Annotated in this window: 15 protein-coding genes; 8 read left to right on the forward strand and 7 right to left on the reverse strand. The window is 70.6% G+C overall.

From position 1 onward, the window contains the following. Window positions 1-44: 44 nt before the first annotated feature. Window positions 45-782, reverse strand: coding sequence for a pyrimidine utilization protein B (gene rutB / locus BM228_RS17045; protein WP_092042547.1), 738 nt, complete (start codon window positions 780-782; stop codon window positions 45-47). Next, entirely contained in the window at window positions 782-1,876 is a 1,095-nt protein-coding gene (gene rutA, locus BM228_RS17050) for a pyrimidine utilization protein A (protein WP_092042634.1), read from the reverse strand. Before rutA ends, rutB begins: the two co-directional genes overlap by 1 nt. 415 nt (window positions 1,877-2,291) lie before the next feature. Here rutA and BM228_RS17055 point away from each other — a divergent pair, with 415 nt between their 5' ends. Continuing rightward, window positions 2,292-2,708: a DUF4864 domain-containing protein gene (locus BM228_RS17055; protein ID WP_092042548.1), complete on the forward strand. Its 417-nt coding sequence runs from the start codon at window positions 2,292-2,294 to the stop codon at window positions 2,706-2,708. A 25-nt stretch (window positions 2,709-2,733) separates the two neighbouring features. On the opposite strand, the gene BM228_RS17060 is transcribed toward BM228_RS17055, so the two are convergent. Then, window positions 2,734-3,180, reverse strand: a complete 447-nt coding sequence (locus BM228_RS17060) for a hypothetical protein (protein WP_092042550.1) — start codon at window positions 3,178-3,180, stop codon at window positions 2,734-2,736. A 69-nt stretch (window positions 3,181-3,249) separates the two neighbouring features. After that, entirely contained in the window at window positions 3,250-3,642 is a 393-nt protein-coding gene (locus tag BM228_RS17065) for a hypothetical protein (RefSeq protein ID WP_092042551.1), read from the reverse strand. A gap of 232 nt (window positions 3,643-3,874) precedes the next feature. Here BM228_RS17065 and thrC point away from each other — a divergent pair, with 232 nt between their 5' ends. The 4 genes from thrC (at window position 3,875) to BM228_RS17085 (ending at window position 10,162) form a co-directional block, all read left to right on the forward strand. Further along, window positions 3,875-5,287: a threonine synthase gene (gene thrC, locus BM228_RS17070; protein ID WP_092042553.1), complete on the forward strand. Its 1,413-nt coding sequence runs from the start codon at window positions 3,875-3,877 to the stop codon at window positions 5,285-5,287. A gap of 7 nt (window positions 5,288-5,294) precedes the next feature. Beyond that, window positions 5,295-6,590 carry a M16 family metallopeptidase gene (locus BM228_RS17075; RefSeq protein WP_092042554.1) on the forward strand — a complete coding sequence of 432 codons (1,296 nt, stop codon included), beginning with the start codon at window positions 5,295-5,297 and terminating at the stop codon, window positions 6,588-6,590. Between the two features lie 204 nt (window positions 6,591-6,794). Beyond that, window positions 6,795-9,677, forward strand: coding sequence for an EAL domain-containing protein (locus BM228_RS17080; protein WP_092042556.1), 2,883 nt, complete (start codon window positions 6,795-6,797; stop codon window positions 9,675-9,677). 71 nt (window positions 9,678-9,748) lie between these two features. Next, window positions 9,749-10,162, forward strand: coding sequence for a globin family protein (locus tag BM228_RS17085; protein WP_092042557.1), 414 nt, complete (start codon window positions 9,749-9,751; stop codon window positions 10,160-10,162). Between the two features lie 30 nt (window positions 10,163-10,192). On the opposite strand, the gene BM228_RS17090 is transcribed toward BM228_RS17085, so the two are convergent. Together BM228_RS17090 and BM228_RS17095 are read right to left on the reverse strand one after the other, a co-directional pair. Continuing rightward, a complete protein-coding gene (locus tag BM228_RS17090) occupies window positions 10,193-10,783 on the reverse strand; it encodes a PIN domain-containing protein (protein WP_208612052.1) in 591 nt (196 codons plus the stop codon). Between the two features lie 2 nt (window positions 10,784-10,785). Beyond that, the gene (locus BM228_RS17095) at window positions 10,786-11,226 is read right to left on the reverse strand and encodes a helix-turn-helix domain-containing protein (RefSeq protein WP_092042560.1); all 441 of its coding nucleotides are present in this window, start codon (window positions 11,224-11,226) and stop codon (window positions 10,786-10,788) included. Between the two features lie 319 nt (window positions 11,227-11,545). Here BM228_RS17095 and BM228_RS17100 point away from each other — a divergent pair, with 319 nt between their 5' ends. The 3 genes from BM228_RS17100 to BM228_RS17110 are packed head-to-tail and all read left to right on the forward strand — an operon-like array spanning window position 11,546 to window position 13,934. Further along, window positions 11,546-11,899: a hypothetical protein gene (locus tag BM228_RS17100; protein ID WP_092042562.1), complete on the forward strand. Its 354-nt coding sequence runs from the start codon at window positions 11,546-11,548 to the stop codon at window positions 11,897-11,899. A 29-nt stretch (window positions 11,900-11,928) separates the two neighbouring features. Then, the gene (locus BM228_RS17105) at window positions 11,929-12,852 is read left to right on the forward strand and encodes a ferredoxin reductase domain-containing protein (RefSeq protein ID WP_092042563.1); all 924 of its coding nucleotides are present in this window, start codon (window positions 11,929-11,931) and stop codon (window positions 12,850-12,852) included. 38 nt (window positions 12,853-12,890) lie between these two features. Next, on the forward strand, window positions 12,891-13,934 hold the full coding sequence (locus tag BM228_RS17110) for an SGNH/GDSL hydrolase family protein (RefSeq protein ID WP_092042565.1): 1,044 nt from the start codon (window positions 12,891-12,893) through the stop codon (window positions 13,932-13,934). Window positions 13,935-14,005: 71 nt separating this feature from the next. Here the strand turns inward: BM228_RS17110 and BM228_RS17115 are convergent, their stop codons facing one another. Then, on the reverse strand, window positions 14,006-16,546 hold the full coding sequence (locus BM228_RS17115; protein WP_092042635.1) for a glycogen/starch/alpha-glucan phosphorylase: 2,541 nt from the start codon (window positions 16,544-16,546) through the stop codon (window positions 14,006-14,008). Window positions 16,547-16,738: the final 192 nt, after the last annotated feature.

The following is a 16,738-nucleotide window of genomic DNA, read 5'->3' on the forward strand; positions in this document are numbered from 1 at the left end:
TTTCTTCGGACTTTCGCGGTGCGGGTTCGGAGATGGCGGGTGGTCTATTCGGCGGCGGCGCGGGTCTGCGCGCGTAGCGCCGCCTCGAAGGACGAAACGTCTGAGACCCAGCCGAAGAAGGTCTCGATATTGGCCAGCGCCCCCTCGTGCAGGCTCCGCGGCCCGGCCTGGTGGGTGGCGTCCGCCAGGACGATCCCAAAGTACTCCCGGTGGTAGCCGTCCCGCAGGGTCGACTCGACGCAGACATTGGTGGCGATGCCGGTGAAGACCAGCGTGTTCACCCCCCGGGCCCGCAGCATGCTGTCGAGCGGCGTGTTGTAGAAGCCGCTGTAGCGCGGCTTACCCAGCACGATGTCGCCGGGCTCCGGCTTCAGGGCATCGACCAGGGCGTAGTCCCAGGAGCCCTTGGCGAGGAGCTGGGCGTTCATCTCCGGCCGCCGCCGCATGGTCTTGAGGGCGTTGGACTTGTGCCAGTTCGGCGAGCCCGGGCCGCCGGCCTCGACATAGTCCGGGTCCCAGCCGTTCTGGAACCACAGGATCCGGATGCCCGCCGCCCGGGCCGCCGCCACCGCCCGGATGATCTGGGCGATCACCGGCCCGGTGCCCGACACGTCGAAGCCCGCGAGGTCGAGATAGCCGCCCTGGCTGGCATAGGCGTTCTGCACGTCGACGACGATCAGCGCTGTCGCGGCCGGGTCGAAGGCGATCGGCTCCGGCCGGGCCGGCAGGATCACCCCGCCGTGGCGGCCCTGGGCGTCTTGGAATCCGGCGGGCCTATCCATCACGCGACCTCGGCGAGCTGCGCCGGCACCACGTGCCGGCGGGATTGCATCAGCGGCTGGATCCGGGTCCCGAAGGCGTCGAGCCCCTTGAGGAAATCGTCGAACACCAGCAGCACCCCCTCCACGCCGTCGATCGTCATGATCGCGTCGAGCATCGCGGCCACCTGGGCGTAGCTGCCCACCAGGGTGCCCATGTTGAGGTTCACCGCCGAGGTCGGGTCGGCGAGCTGGCGGACATTGGTGTCTCCGCCGGACTTGGTGTCGGCCGCGCCCTGGACCCCCAGCCAGGCGATCGCCTCGGCATCGGCCCCCGCCTTGTAATGCTCCCAGGTCGCCATCGCGGCGGCGTCGGTCTCGTCGGCGATGATCATGAACAGCGCGTAGGCTGTGACGTGCCGTCCGGTCTTGGCCCGGGCCTCCGCCAGCCGCTCCACCACGGGCGCGAAGGCGGTGGGCGTGTTGAGGCCCTTCCCCAGGCAGAAATTGTAGTCCGCATACTGCGCCGTGAAGGCCATGCCGGCGCCGCTCTGGCCGGCGCAGATGATCTTCATCGGTGCCTGCGGCCGGGGGCTCAGGCGGCAATCGTTCATCTGGAAGAACGCGCCCTTGAGGTCGCTTCGACCCGTCTCCCACAGCTCGCGCAGAACCTGAGCATACTCCGCTAAATAATCGTATCGCTTGGAGAAATACTCCTCGCCGGGCCACAGGCCCATCTGGTCGTATTCCGGCTTCTGCCAGCCGGTGACGAGGTTCAGGCCGAAGCGCCCGTCCGAGATCGAATCGATGGTCGCGGCCATGCGGGCGACGATCGCGGGCGGCATGCACAGGGTCGCCGCGGTGGCGAACAGCTTGATCCGGGTGGTGACCGCAGCGAGCCCCGCCATCAGGGTGAACGATTCGAGGTTGTGGTCCCAGAACTCGGTCTTGCCGCCGAAGCCGCGCAGCTTGATCATCGAGAGGGCGAAATCGAGCCCGTGCGCTTCCGCCTTGAGGGTGATCTGCTTGTTGAGTTCGAAGCTTGGCCGGTATTGCGGGGCGTTCTCGGACAGCAGCCAGCCGTTGTTGCCGATCGGGATGAACACCCCGACGCTCATGGCCGGTACGCCCGTGGTCGGGCCGTCCTTGGCTGGAACGCTCTCGGGACGGGTTTTCGCGTCCGCTTGGCTTTGCACCATCGCCCTCTGCTCCGCTCGGCCAAGCCCCGTAGGCAAGCCCTGTGGGACTGAGTCGGTGCGCGGACGCTCGCAAAACCCGGGCGGAGAATCAAACCCGTGCGCCGGATCAGAGCTGAAAATGCCTCTCATTCCAGCGACTTGCACAACCGAAGCGCGATGCCTGCACATCCTGCGCGCGCAGTGCTTGCCGACGGCCCGCCTCCAGCTCGCGTCGAGCCCGTTGTTTCGACGCGCGCGCTTCGCGCCGAACCGGTATCCCCTTTGGCGGCGCGCGCTCTAGATGATCAGTCGGCTCAGGTGTCTCGCGGGAGACGCCCGATCGGAGTGACCGTCGATGCGCGCGTGGCTCACCCTCCTGCTGATCCTCAGCTTTTTTTCGGGGCCGGCCTTGGCCGATGACGGTACCCGGGCGGCGGCCCGGGCGGTGATCACCAAGCAGGTCGAGGCGCTCGGGCGCGACGATGCGCCGACCGCCTACGCTCAGGCGGCCCCGGCGATCCAGGAGATGTTCCCGAATGCCGACCTGTTCATCGGCATGGTCCGCAACCAGTACCGCCCGGTCTACCGCCACCGCAGCTTCGTGTTCGGCGAGGGCCGGGATACCGGGGAGGCGGGGGTGGTGCAGTCGGTGGCGATCCAGGACGAGTACGGCGTCGACTGGACCGCCGAATACAGCCTCGCCCGGGACGCGGACGGAACCTGGCGCATCACCGGCTGCCGCCTGATCAAGGCGCCGGGCACGAGCGCCTGACCGGCGCCCGCGTTCTGGCGAGCGGCTACGCCGCGGCGAGGACCTTGGCCTTCCGGATCTCGCCGTCCAGCGTGATGTGGAGTTCGTGCTCCGCGCCGTCCTTCGCCCCCCGCAGCTCGAAATGCTTCGGCTTGCGCGCTGGCACGTCGGCGACCGCGTAGCCCGCCGCCTCCGCGGCCCGGATCGCCAGGGCGGGATCGGCCGGCGGATGGTCGTGCTTCTCCTTCTCGGGCCAGTCGATCGTGCGGGTCGAGCCGTCCGCCAGGGTGAGGCGGGTGACCTTGATCTCGGAGGGCTTCTGCGTGCCCTGCACCGAGACCCGGTCGCCCACCGCCAGGGCGATCCCCGCGGCCCCCTTCGGGCCGAGATCCGCCAGGATCCGCCCCCCTGCCCCGTCGAGGGCGAATCGGTGCCCGAACACGGCCCAGACGGTGCCGGTGGCGTCGTGCGAATCGGGTGTCGTATCGGTCATGTCGGTGATCCTGTCGTGGGTGACGGCGGACGGCGGCGCCGTTTCGGAGCCCCGCCGTCCGGATGAGGGCTATCGGGCGTCGGCGGGCCGCAGCGTCGCGAGCTTGTCGAGGAGCTGGAGGGTGATGTCGGCGCAAACCTTCATCGACTCCTCGTCGGCGCATTTCACGTCGACCCGGGCGTCGCCGCGCTCGAGCCGGAAATGCGCGCCCTTCGGCGGCGGCGGATGGGGCGGACCATCGGAACCCGGACCGCGCGGACCGCCGGGCGGTGGCGGGGGTGGACCGTCCGGGCCGGGACCGCGCCGGGGACCGCCCGGGGGCGGGGGTGGCGGCGGGGCGCCGGCCTCGGGACCCGGCCGCGGGCCGCCGGGGGGCGGGGTCTGGGCGATCGCCGCGGTGCCGAGCAGCAGCACTGCAGCGCCGGCCAAAGCGAGGGGTCGAACGGCGCGGGTTCGAATCATGTCGGCTCTCTTTCCGAAGGCGCCCCGCAGGCGGGGTCGGGCCGCCCCCGCATCACCGGCCGGTCGGGCCGGGGTTCCGTGGGGGTGATCCGGTTCTAGGCGCGGTGGCGGAACCGGTCCTGAACCGGCCCGTTCAGGCCCGGTTAAACCTCGGGACCCCCTCGGGCGCGCCGGGCTTTCGACAGGTCCGCCCGCATCGTGTAGAGGGGGCGCCTTCCTCCCGGAGGCCCCTGTGCTCCACGTCTCGACCCGCGGCGAGGCCGCGCCGCTCTCGTTCTCGGATGCGCTCCTCGCAGGCCTCGCCCGCGACGGCGGACTCTACGTGCCTCAGACCTGGCCGCAGATCGGCCGGGGCGAGATCGCTGCGCTCGCCGGCAAGCCCTACGCGGAAGCCGCCAAGCGCGTGCTGCGCCCGCTGATGGATGGCGAGATCGCCGGCCCGGATCTCGACCGGATGATCGACGAATCCTACGCCACCTTCCGGCACCCGGCGGTCTGCCCGCTGACCCAGCTCGACGACAACCTGTTCCTGCTGGAGCTCTTCCACGGGCCGACGCTGGCCTTCAAGGACGTGGCGATGCAGCTGCTCGGGCGGTTGATGGACCATGTCCTCGCCAAGCGCGACACCCGCGCCACCATCGTGGGCGCGACCTCGGGCGATACCGGCTCGGCCGCCGTGGAGGCCTTCGGCGGCCTCGACCGGGTCGATATCTTCATCCTCTACCCGCACGGGCGGGTCTCCGAGGTCCAGCGGCGGCAGATGACCTCGGTGCCGGCGCAGAACGTCCACGCGCTGGCGGTGGACGGCACCTTCGACGATTGCCAGAACCTGGTCAAAGCCCTGTTCCAGCACGCCGAATTCGCCGATTCGGTGCGCCTGTCCGGGGTCAACTCGATCAACTGGGCCCGGGTCGCGGCGCAGGCCGTGTACTACTTCACCAGCGCGGTGGCGCTCGGCGCGCCCCATCGGCCGGTCTCCTTCGCGGTGCCGACCGGCAATTTCGGCGACGTGCTCGCCGGCTGGGTCGCCAAGCGGATGGGCCTGTCGATCGACCGGCTGATGATCGGCACCAACGCCAACGACATCCTGGTGCGCACCCTGGAGCACGGCGCCTACGAGCTGCGCGGCGTCGTGCCCACGACCTCGCCCTCCATGGACATCCAGATTTCTTCGAATTTCGAGCGGCTGCTGTTCGAGGCGCTCGGCCGCGACGCCTCGGCGCTGTCGCGGCTGATGGCCGGGCTGAAGCAGTCCGGCGGCTTCTCCTTGAGCCCGGAAGTTCTGGCCACGGTCCGCTCCGAGTTCGACGCCGTCGCGGTGCCGGAGCCCGACGTGATGGAAGAGATCGCCCTGACCCAGGCCGCCACCGGGATCGTGCTCGATCCCCACAGCGCCATCGGGGTTCGCGCCGGCCGCCGGCTCCTGGAGCAGGACCCGGCCACCCCTGTCGTCGCCCTCGCCACGGCGCATCCCGCAAAATTCCCCGACGCGGTCGCCAAGGCCACCGGCGGGCTTCGGCCGCCCCTGCCGCCGCACCTCGCCGACCTCATGGACCGGCCCGAGCGCATGACCCCGGTGGCCAACGATCAGGCCGCGGTGGAGCGGCTGATCCGCGAGCGCGCCCGCATCACGAAGGGTGGCTGAGCCCGCGATGAACCAGCATTTCACCACGCACGCCGCCTCCCCGTCCCTGCGCACGACCCGGCTCGCGAACGGCGTGACGGTGGTGACCGAGCCGATGCCCGGGGTCGCGACTGCGAGCCTCGGCGTCTGGGTCGGGGCCGGCTCGCGCAACGAGCGCGCCGACGAGGCCGGGCTGTCCCACCTCATCGAGCACATGGCGTTCAAGGGCACGCGCACGCGCTCGGCCCAAAAGATCGCCGAGGAGATCGAGAATGTCGGCGGTGAGATCAATGCCGCCACCTCCACGGAGGGGACGAGCTACACCGCCCGGGTGCTGGGTGAGGATGCCGGCCTCGCCCTCGACGTGATCGGCGACATCCTCACCGATTCGGTGTTCGATGCCGGCGAGCTCGCCCGGGAGAAGGGCGTGATCCTGCAGGAATACGCCGCCGTCGAGGACACCCCCGACGACGTGGTCTACGACGCCTTCACGGAGGCCGCCTTCCCGGACCAGCCAGTCGGCCGGCCGATCCTCGGGCGCCCCGAGACGATCCGGAGTTTCGACGAGGCCGGGATCCGCGCCTACCTCGCCCGGGAATACACGCCGGACCGCATCGTCGTGGCCGGTGCCGGGGCGGTGACCCACGAGGCGATCGTCGAGGCCGCCGAGCGCCATTTCGGCGCCCTGCCGGCGACGGTGGCGCCCGCGGCGGTGCCGGGCGTCTATGGCGGCGGCGAGCGGCGGATGCCGCGCAAGCTCGAACAGGCCAATCTGGTGATCGGCCTGCCCGGCCTGTCGTTCCGGGACGATCGCTACTACGCGCTCCACATGTTCGCCCAGGTGCTCGGCGGCGGCCTGACCTCCCGGCTCTGGCAGGAGGTGCGCGAGACCCGCGGCCTCGCCTACGAGATCCAGGCCTTCCACTGGCCCTTTTCCGATTGCGGCCTGTTCGGCATCGGCGCCGGGACCGCCGGGGCGGACCTGCCCGAGCTCGTCGACGTGACGCTCGCGGCCACGGCCCGGGCCGCCCGGGACCTCGCCGAGCCCGAGATCGCCCGGGCGAAGGCGCAGCTGAAGGTGTCCCTGCTCTCCGCGCTGGAGACGCCCGGCGGGCGCATCGAGCGCAACGCCCGCCAGATCCTGGCCTGGGGCCGGGTGATCCCGGCGGGTGAGGTGATCGACAAGGTCGACGCCGTCACGGTCGCGGATGTGCGGGCGGCCGCGGCCGCCATGCTGAAAGGGGCGCCGACGCTGGCGGCCATCGGCCCGATCCGCAAGCTGCCCACCCTCGACAAGATCGCCGCCGCCCTGGGCGCGGCCTGAAATCCACTGCCTCTACGGACAAGCGACCCCGGGCGGGCGCCGCCCCGCCGCGCCCAACTTGATTTGGCCGCAAAGGGGCGCGATCCGCGGGAGGCGGCCCCGGCCCGGGGCGCCGTTCTCGTCCCGGGTCAGGGCCTTCTGAATCGATCGCGGCCGCCCGGGCGGCCGACGCCGCAGCTCGCACGGCCGGAACTCAAGACACCCTTGCGCATCCTCGCCCTCCTCCTGACCCTGGTCGGTGCCCTGTCGCTGGCCGTCTCGGCGAGCGCCCCGGCCCTGGCCGTCGAGGCGGTGCGCGTCACCCTCGACGCGCCGGTGATCGACCTGACCACCGCGATCGAGCGCTATCGCTCGGACGGCGACCTGATCCAGATCTCCACGGCCCCCGGCAAGGACGGCATCGTCCGCCGCATCGTCGTGAAGGCGCGCGATGCCGGCGCCCGGCCCGACTGGATCGTGTTCGCGCTCACCAACGACACCGACGAGCAGATCGACCGCATCCTGGTGGCGCCGCATTTCCGGCTGGTGGATTCCGGGGTGATCTGGCCCGATCTCGGCGGCTCGCGGATCGCCGCCATCACGGCGAGCCAAGGCATCCGCCCGGAGCGCGACGAGAACCCGGAGGCCGACCAGTTCACCATCACGCTGGATCCCGGCACGACCGTCACCTACGTCGCCGAGCTGCGCGGCCCCAACGTGCCCCAGCTACACCTGTGGGATCAGGACGCCTATCGCCGCAAGACCGCCGGGCTGACCCTGTACAAGGGCATCATCATCGGCATCAGCGGCTTGCTGGCGCTGTTCCTGACCATCGTGTTCGTGGTCAAGGGCGCGATCATCTTCCCGGCCGCCGCGGCTTTGGCCTGGTCGGTGCTGGCCTATGCCTGCATCGATTTCGGCTTCCTGCAGCGGGTGTTTCCCGTCACCGAGCTCGCCGAGCGGGTCTACCGGGCCTCCGCCGAGGCGGTACTCGGGGCGACGCTGCTGGTCTTCCTGTTCGCCTACCTGAACCTCGCCCGCTGGCACGTGCGCTACAGCCACGTGGCGTTCTTCTGGCTCGCCTTCCTGGCAGGCCTCGTCGGCCTGGCGGTGTTCGACCCACCCGTGGCGGCGGGGGTGGCGCGCATCTCCATCGCGGCCGTGGCCGGGATCGGCCTGCTGCTGATCGTCTACCTCGCGGCCCATAACGGCTACGACCGCGCCATCCTGCTGGTGCCGACCTGGCTGCTGCTGGTGGTCTGGGTGACGGCGGCGGGTTTCGCGGTCACCGGCCAGATCGGCAGCGACCTGGTGCAGCCGGCCCTGATCGGCGGCCTCGTGCTGATCGTGATGCTGATCGGCTTCACGGTGCTCCAGCACGCCTTCGCGGGGGGCGGCCTCAGCCACGCCCTGGTCTCGGACACCGAGCGCCGGGCGCTGGCGCTCACCGGCGCGGGTGACGTGGTGTTCGACTGGGACGTGCCCGCCGACCGGGTTTTTGCGGGCCCCGAGATCGAGGCGCAGCTCGGCCTGCCCCGGGGCACCCTGGAGGGCCCGGCGACGAACTGGCTCGGCACGCTCCACCCCTTCGACGTGGAGCGCTACTCGGCGGCCCTCGACACGGTGATCGAGGAGCGGCGCGGGCGCATCGTCCACGATTTCCGCCTGCGCTCGGCCGCCGGCACCTATTTCTGGTATCGGCTGAAGGCCCGGCCGGTGATCGGCGCCGACGGCGAGGTGATCCGCGTGGTCGGCACCATCGCGGACGTGACCGAGATCAAGACCGCCGAGGAGCGTCTGCTCCACGACGCCGTGCATGACAGCCTGACCGGCCTCCCCAACCGCGAGCTGTTCGGCGACCGCCTCGACGCGGCTCTCGCCTTCGCGGGCCAGGACCAGCGCCTCCGGCCCACCGTGATCGTGCTGGATGTCGACCGGTTCAAGGGCATCAACGACGCCATCGGCCTGTCGGCGGGCGACTCGATCCTGCTGACCCTGTCGCGCCGGCTCGGCCGCCTGCTGCGCCCGCAGGACACTCTGGCCCGGGTCGCCGGCGACGAGTTCGCTGTGATCCTGCTGTCCGAGCGCGACCCCGACCGGATCCTGGCCTTCGCCGAGATGATCCGCCGGGCGATCGCGACGCCGATCACCTATGCCGACCGGGAGATCTTCCTCACGGTCTCGATCGGGCTCGCCCTCTACGAGGCGGGCGCCAACCTCAAGCGCGACGAGGTGTTCAAGAGCGCCGAGATCGCCATGATCCAGGCCAAGCGCAACGGCGGCGACCGGATCGAGGTGTTCCGCGCCCATATGCGCACCGACCGCTCCGACCGGCTGATGCTGGAGAGCGACCTGCGCAAGGCGATCGAGCGCAACGAATTGCGGGTGCTGTTCCTGCCGGTGGTCCGCCTCGAGGACCGCACCGTGGCGGGGTTCGAGACCGTCTTGCGCTGGGACCATCCGAAGCTCGGGCGCATTCCGGCCTCGACCTTCATGCCGCTGGCCGAAGAGAGCGGCTTCGTGGTCAATCTCGGCATCTTCGCCCTGGAGCGCACCGCCCTGGAGCTCGCCGCCTGGCAGCGCTCCCTCGAGGTCGAGCCGCCGATCTTCGCGGCCTGCAACCTCTCCTCGCGCCAGCTCCTGCGCCACGACCTGCTGCACGACGTGAAGACCGTGCTGGCCCGCTCCGGGGCTTTGCCGGGCTCGCTCAAGCTGGAATTCAGCGAGAGCCTGGTGATGGAGAACCCGGAATACGCAGCCCAGATGCTGGCCCGGATCCACGACCTCGGGGCCGGCCTGTGCCTGTCGGATTTCGGCACCGGCTACTCGGCCCTGTCCTACCTCCAGCGCTTCCCCTTCGACACGATCAAGGTGGACGCCACCTTCGTGCGCCAGATCGGCACCGGCCAGACCGCGATCTTGCGCTCCATCGTCCGGATGGCGAGCGAGTTGAACCTCGCCATCGTGGCCGAGGGCTGCGAATCGGAGGGCGACGCCCAGGCGCTGGCCGGCCTCGGCTGCGAATACGCCCTCGGCCCCGCCTTCGGCGAGCCGATGACCATGCTGCAGGCCCGCCAGATCGTCGGTGCGGCGCCCGAGGCCGCCTGATCGCGGTTTCGCCCGGCCCGGGCCGGGCTATAATCCCGCCGGGGGGGCCACGTCTTTCGGCAGGGGATGCGATGACGCCCGATCAGGTCCGGCTCGTCCAGGACAGTTACGCGAAGGTGCGGCCGATCGCCGGGACGGCGGCCGACCTGTTCTACGGGCGCCTGTTCGAGATCGCCCCGGAGGTGCGCCCGCTCTTCCCCGACGACATGGCCGAGCAGAAAAAGAAACTGATGGCCATGCTGGGCCTGGCCGTGGCCCATCTCGGCCACCCCGAGACCGTGGCCCCGGCGATCCAGGAACTCGGGCGCAAGCACGTGGCCTACGGCACACAGGCCGCCCATTACGCCCCGGTCGGCGCCGCCCTGCTCTGGACCCTGGAACAGGGCCTCGGCCCGGACTTCACCCCCGAGGTCCGCGAGGCCTGGACCGAGACCTACGCGCTCGTGGCCGGGTTGATGACGGGGGCGGCGGCGGAAACCGCTTAAGGGGCACGCCGCCTACGACCGCACGCCACCCTACGGCTCGGCTTGATCGTTGAGCAGAACGCGCATGCGCCAGAGATAGTCTGCAAGCTGGGGGACGCCCGCTCTGCGCAGATCGTCCGTGTACTGTCTGGGCGTCAGGGGCGGCCGCTTGTAGTGGGCGAGGTCGCGGGCGGCCGCATCAGTCAGCATGCCCGGCTCGACCCCCTCGGCCTCGCTGAAGAACGCATCCGGATGGCGCGTGTGGATTCCGTAGGGCGCCAGGGCTTCGGCCGGAAAATCCTTCTCGTTGAAGGTTACGATCACGTCGGCCCGGCCGGCGATGGCGGCGGCCAGGATGTGGCGGTCGTCGGGATCGGGTAACGTCAGCGCTGGGATCAGGCCAGCATATCCCGAGACGAGGGCATCCGGGACCGCAACGTCCATCATCGCCCGGATCGGCTCGATCTGCTCGCGCCTTAGGTCGGCGCGCCTGCCGAGCAACGACCGGATCCATTCGTCATGGACATCCGCGCTCCAGCGCGCCCGAAAAACCCCGCTCTGCGCCACCTCCATCACGAGGCTGCGCAGGCGGGCTCCGAAGAATACGTTCGCGTCGAAGAAGGCGGTGAACGTCGACGGCATGATCAGTCGAGGCCGAGGTCCTGGGACAGGGCGGCCATGCGATCGAGGGCGTCCTTGCGCTGTGCCTCATCCTTGCGCTTGAACGCGATCAGGTCGGCGGCCCGCACGCGCCTATGCGCTCCAACGCGGCGGAACGGCAGCTCGCCGCGCTCCAGCAGGCCGACGAGATGGGGCCGGGAGACGTTGAGCAGATCCGCGGCCTGCTGGGTCGTCAGCTCGGCGTCCAGGGGGATGAACGACACGGCCCTCTGATCGCCCATACAGGCCAGCACGTCGACGATCAGCCGAAGCGCGCGGGCGGGCACCGGCACGACGACATCGACCGATTCCATCACGCGCAGGCGGACATCCTGATTGCCCTCGGCGATCGGTCTCAAGCGCGCCACGGCCTCGCGCGCGATAAGAGCCTCCTCGTCGCTTGCCACGAAAGGCACGTTCTCCATGCACGACTGCCTATCCCGCCTCTCGGTCGTGACCGTCATGGGCCCTCCGCATCGGTCGGTCGCATGACCGACCAAGAGATTTCATCCCCAAACGCAATATTCGAAATCAACGAAACGCGTAAGCCCGGTTCGACGCGCGGCCGACCGCGGAATCATGCGCCGATCGCATGTGGGGCTTCCGGGCATGGCCTTGGGCCCCGTAAGGCTTTTCACCTGAACACCCCCGATGTCGCCGATCGGTTTAAGCCCCCCTTAACCATGTCCGCGCAAGCTCCTGTTGACAGGCGGGCCCTCCGGCGCCCGTGAAGGGGATGGGCGGATGGCCGAGGCGGCGAGGCGTTACCAGCAGGCGGGCAGCTCGGATCTCGTGCGGCGCCTGATCGCCCGGCCGGTCCGGCTGGAGCAGCAGGCCCGCACCCGGCTGCCCCTGCCCGGCCCGGATCTGCGCGTCTCCGACGACCTGTCCGAGGATCCGGACGAGGCCGACGAGATCGCCCGGCTCGAGACCGAGCTGCAGGTGATGAAGGCGGTGCTCCGGGCCCAGCGGCAGGAGGTCGAGGCCCTGCGGGCGCAGCGCCAGCTTCTGACCGAGTCCGCAGCGAGCGACGACGTCCGGGCGACCCGCGAGCGCTGGGCGTCCCTGGTCGACACGCTCCTGATCCGCGCCCGGTGATCCCTCTTCAGACCAAGCGGGGTACGGCCATGGGCGCGCGCTGCTCGCTCGTCGTCAACGGCCGGTCGGTGCGCGTCTCGACCGGCGACACGCCACTCGAAGCGGCGCTCGCCGAAGGCATGATCGCGCCCGTCCAGGCGCAGCTCGCCAACCAGATTGCCGGCCAGGGCAGTGCCGCCCCGTCGAGCCGCCGCCCCCCGGCCCGCCGGGCTCGGGCGGAGGCCCTGCGGCCGAGCCTGCCCGGCGCTCCGATCCTGGGCCAGGAGGAGGCCCCGCCCCTGCCGGTGGCGATCCGCAAGGGCACCGTCACGGAGATCCGCCGGCTCTGCCCGGGCATCGTCGAGGTGGTGGCGACCCTGACCCGGCGCCCGAACCTCGAACCCGGCCATCAGGCCCTCGTTACCTTCGCCGGCCTGCCCACCCTGACCCTGTCCCCGACCCTGCGGGTCGACGGGTCCGCCGAGATCAACGAGGCGGTGTTCCACCTCCCCCGGGATCCCGAGGGCGGCCCGGTCGACGCGATCCGCCTCGACCAGCCGGTGCGCGTGAAGGGCCCCGTCGGCCGCGGCCAGTACCGGCCCGGCGGCGGGCGCCTCGTGCTGGTGGCGGCCGGGGCCGGCTTCGGCCCGATCTGGTCGATCGCCCGGGCGGCCCGTTACATCGAGCCCGCCCGCGAGATGGCGCTCGCCGTCGGCGCCCGGGACGCCCTCGACCTCTACATGCGCGAGAGCCTGGACTGGCTGCGCTGCACCGGCGTCGGCCGAATCGTGCTCTGCGCCGATCGCGGCCGCCAGCGCCCGCCGGACGTGCGCTCCGGCCCGCTCACCGCCCATCTGCCGAGCCTGCGCGCCACCGACGTCGTCCACGTGGCCGGCGACATCGCCACCATCGGCGCCGTGCAGGTGCTTGCCGCCGCGGTGGGCGCGCGCTGCTACCCGATCGTGCTCGCCTGACCGCGTCAGTCCCGGCGCCAGGCCGAGCGGATTCTACGATGCTCCGCGTGCTCTGCCTCGGCTACAGCGTCACGGAGCTGCCGGGCTATGTCGAGCGGGCCAACGCCCTAGCCGCGGCCGAGGGGCGCCCCGTCACCTTCCTGCGCAGCGGCTGGGGCGGCCACTCCCTGCCCTCGATCGCCTGCCTGATCGACGAGATCCTCGACGCTTGTCCCTGCGACCACGTCCTGCTGGAGCTGTTCACCGGCAACGTCCGCTACTTCGACGGCGCGACGATGCGGGCCTATCTGGACGACATCCTGGCGGCGACCGCGCGCCGGAACCTGCCGGTCGCCTTCCTCAACCTCCACCAGGGCGGGGTCGATTACGCGGCCGAACCCGTCGCCGGCCTGCTTGGCGAGTACCGCGCCCTCTACGGCATCCCGTATCTCGACCTCGCTGCCCCGATGGCGGCCGCGGGGGCGGGCGACATCACCTACCTGCTGAAGGACGGGACCCATGTCGCCCCGGCGGGGTCCGAGCTCTACGGCACCCTGGTCTACGCCCTGATGCGGGCGCCGCCGCCGGGCCGCGCCTATCTCGACCGGTTCCTGGGCTTGCCGGTCCGGTTCGAATCCCTGCCGCTGCGCACCCTCCCCGGCCTGGAATGCGGGTTCACCCTGTGCCGCAACGGCATCCCGCTGCATTTCCTGGAGATTCCCGAGGGCGAGAGCGCCGAGATCCCGTTCGGGCGCCCGCGCCACGCGATCGGCGCGCTCGTGACCTACGGGCCGCAGGCCGGCACGCTGATGGTCCAGGACCCGGCGACCGGACGCGCCCGCGCGATCACCGCCTACGACGAATTTTCTTATTATACGCGCTCGGTCTTCCGGGACCTGGCCTTCCCGGCCGCCTGGTCCCTGAGGATTGCGCAATCGGCGGTGCTGCCGGACATCGCCCTGCGCAAGGGCGAGCCGGACCCAGGGCCACGGCTCGGGCGCGTGTCGCACATCTTCTTCCGGCGCAGGCTCGGGCTTGCTGAGCGCGCGGCGTTGCTCCGCCACCGGCTCTGGCGCCGGCTGAAGGGTTTCCGAAGGGCCTGAGGCTCTTCGGCGGGGTGTCGGGGCAGAGCCCTGGACCCGCGAAAGATCTCGGACCTTTCGAAACCGGGATTTCAGCTTAGGCGGACGCGCCAGATCTCCTCGGCGTATTCGCGCATCGACCGGTCGGACGAGAACCACGCCATCCGGGCGGTGTTGCGGATCGCCTTGGCCCACCAGCCGCGCGGGTCGCGCCAGGCGGCGTCGATGGAGCGCTGCACCCGCCAGTAATCGTCGAAATCGGCGGTGAGCAGGTACTGGTCGCGCCGGCGCAGGTCGTCGGTGAGCGGCCGGAACCGGCCCGGCTCCCCTGGCGAGAACCGCCCGGAGGCGATCATGTCGAGGGCCGCTGCCAGCCGGGGTGACGCCTGGATCGCCCGTGCCGCGTAGCCCGGCTCGGCCTCACGGGCCTGCACGCCGGCGGCGTCGAGGCCGAAGATGAAGATGTTGTCCGCCCCGACATGGTCGCGGATCTCGATATTGGCGCCGTCCAGCGTGCCGACCGTGAGCGCGCCGTTGAGGGCGAACTTCATGTTGCCGGTGCCCGACGCTTCCATGCCGGCGGTGGAGATCTGCTCGGACAGGTCGGCGCCCGGGATGATCGTCTCCGCGAGGCTTACCGAGTAGTTCGGCAGGAACACCACCTTCAGCCGGCCGGCGACCTCGGGGTCGTCGTTCACCGCCCGGGCGACGTCGCAGGCGAGCTTGATGATCAGCTTGGCCTGGACATAGCTCGGCGCCGCCTTGCCCGCGAAGATCTTGACCCGGGGCGTCCAGTCCCGGTGCGGCTCGGCCTTGATCGCCTGGTAGAGCGCCACAGTCTCGACCACGTTGAGCAGCTGGCGCTTGTACTCGTGAATGCGCTTGACCTGGACGTCGAACAGCGCCTCCGGATCGATGTCGGTGCCGGTGCGCTCGGCCACGAGCCGGGCGAGGGCCTCCTTGCGCTGCCGGCGCACGGCGGCGTAGCGCGCCACGAAGGCCGGATCCTCGGCATGGGCCTCGAGGCCCCGGAGCAGCGCCGGATCGTCGAGCACGCCCGAGCCCACCGTCTCAACGGCGAGGCGGGTGAGGCCCGGATTGGCGTTGTGCAGCCAGCGCCGGAAGGTGATGCCGTTGGTCTTGTTGACGATCTTGTCGGGATCGAGCGCGTGCAGGTGCGCGAACACCGTGGAGCGCATCAGGTCGGTGTGCAGGGCCGAGACGCCGTTGACCCGGCGGGCGCCGTGGAAGGCGAGGTGGCCCATGCGCACCCGGCGGCCATGGGCCTCGTCGATCAGCGAGATCGAGGCCAGGTAGGCGGCGTCCTGATGGGCGGGGTCCTGGCGGCCGTGCTTGGCCTGCTCTTCCAGGTGCATCCAGTTGATCAGGTAGATGATCTGCATGTGGCGCGGCAGCAGCCGCTCCATCAGCTCCACCGGCCAGGTCTCCAGCGCCTCCGGCATCAGGGTGTGGTTGGTGTAGTTCAGCGTGTTGGTGGTGACGTGCCACGCATCCTCCCAGGAGAGGTCGTGGTCCTCCATGAGGATGCGCATCAGCTCCGGCACCGCGATGGCCGGGTGGGTGTCGTTGAGCTGGATCGCCGCGTGATCCGGCAGGGAGCGCACGTCGCCGCGCTCGTTCACATGCCGGGCGATGAGATCCTGGAGCGAGGCCGAGGTGAAGAAGTATTCCTGGCGCAGGCGCAGCTCCTGGCCCTCGGCCGAAGAATCGCTCGGATAAAGCACCCGGGAGATCGCCTCGGCGCGGCTGCGCGCCGCCACGGCGCCGACATGGTCGCCGCCGTTGAAGCGGGCGAGGTCGACGGGCTCGCCGGCCTCCGCCTTCCACAGGCGCAGCCGGTTGACGTGGCGCCCGCGCCAGCCGACCACCGGGATGTCGTGGGCCACCGCCCGCACGGTCTCGGCCGGTTGCCAATGGCGGCGGATCACGCCCTCATTGGGGGACGACATCGTGACGGTTCCGCCGAAGCCGATCGTGTAGCTCGCGTCGGGCCGGACGAACTCCCAGGGGTTGCCCTCGGCGAGCCAGGTCTCCGGCGCCTCGCGCTGCCAGCCATCCTCGAAGGATTGCCGGAACAGGCCGTGATCGTACCGGATGCCGTAGCCGACCGCCGGGATGCCGATGCTGGCCATGCTGTCCATGAAGCAGGCGGCGAGCCGCCCGAGGCCGCCATTGCCCAAAGCCGCGTCGGGCTCGGCATCCTGCACGGCGTCGAGATCGACCCCGAGCTCGCGGAGCGCCGCCCGGGTCGTCTCGGTGAGGCCCAGATTGTTCATCGCATCCGACATCAGCCGGCCGATGAGGAATTCGAGCGAGAGGTAGTAGACCCGCTTGTTCGGCACGGCCTTCTCGGAGGCCATGCAGGCCGCCACGATCCGCTCGCGCAGGGCGAGCGCCGTCGCCGCGAACCAGTCGCGGGGGCGGGCGGATTCAGGCGTCCGGCCCAGCGCGAAGGTGAGCTTGGCGCGGATCGATTCCCGCAGGTCGACCACGGAATCGCCGGTCTGCCACAGGAGCGGCGCGGTCCAGGCGGCGGCCGCCGGGATCTCGGAAGCGCTGTCGTCGCGCAAGGCGTCCCGCTGGGCGGGCGGAGTGAGAACGTCGTTCAGCACGTGCGGGTCCCCCAAAAGTCGGCGCCCCGGATTCTAGCGCCAGGGCTATCGTGGGCGGATTATCTCTTTTGACGGATTGCCAGCGAATGAACGTCTCGGCGATCCGTGCCCCGAAGTCGTGAGTTTGCGATCGGCTTCCGGGCGAAGTCGTGGCGGTGCCGCCCCGACCGAGGCGTGCGACCGCGCAGCCAG

The sequence above is a fragment of the Methylobacterium pseudosasicola genome (genome assembly GCF_900114535.1).
Taxonomy (GTDB): Bacteria; Pseudomonadota; Alphaproteobacteria; order Rhizobiales; family Beijerinckiaceae; genus Methylobacterium; species Methylobacterium pseudosasicola.

Bases quoted from the DNA above. Each gene is read 5' to 3' on its own strand.
- rutB (WP_092042547.1), bottom strand. From the start codon at position 782: ATGGATAGGCCCGCCGGATTCCAAGACGCCCAGGGCCGCCACGGCGGG.
- rutA (WP_092042634.1), bottom strand. From the start codon at position 1,876: ATGAGCGTCGGGGTGTTCATCCCGATCGGCAACAACGGCTGGCTGCTG.
- BM228_RS17055 (WP_092042548.1), top strand. From the start codon at position 2,292: ATGCGCGCGTGGCTCACCCTCCTGCTGATCCTCAGCTTTTTTTCGGGG.
- BM228_RS17060 (WP_092042550.1), bottom strand. From the start codon at position 3,180: ATGACCGATACGACACCCGATTCGCACGACGCCACCGGCACCGTCTGG.
- BM228_RS17065 (WP_092042551.1), bottom strand. From the start codon at position 3,642: ATGATTCGAACCCGCGCCGTTCGACCCCTCGCTTTGGCCGGCGCTGCA.
- BM228_RS17075 (WP_092042554.1), top strand. From the start codon at position 5,295: ATGAACCAGCATTTCACCACGCACGCCGCCTCCCCGTCCCTGCGCACG.
- BM228_RS17085 (WP_092042557.1), top strand. From the start codon at position 9,749: ATGACGCCCGATCAGGTCCGGCTCGTCCAGGACAGTTACGCGAAGGTG.
- BM228_RS17090 (WP_208612052.1), bottom strand. From the start codon at position 10,783: ATGCCGTCGACGTTCACCGCCTTCTTCGACGCGAACGTATTCTTCGGA.
- BM228_RS17095 (WP_092042560.1), bottom strand. From the start codon at position 11,226: ATGGAGAACGTGCCTTTCGTGGCAAGCGACGAGGAGGCTCTTATCGCG.
- BM228_RS17100 (WP_092042562.1), top strand. From the start codon at position 11,546: ATGGCCGAGGCGGCGAGGCGTTACCAGCAGGCGGGCAGCTCGGATCTC.
- BM228_RS17105 (WP_092042563.1), top strand. From the start codon at position 11,929: ATGGGCGCGCGCTGCTCGCTCGTCGTCAACGGCCGGTCGGTGCGCGTC.
- BM228_RS17110 (WP_092042565.1), top strand. From the start codon at position 12,891: ATGCTCCGCGTGCTCTGCCTCGGCTACAGCGTCACGGAGCTGCCGGGC.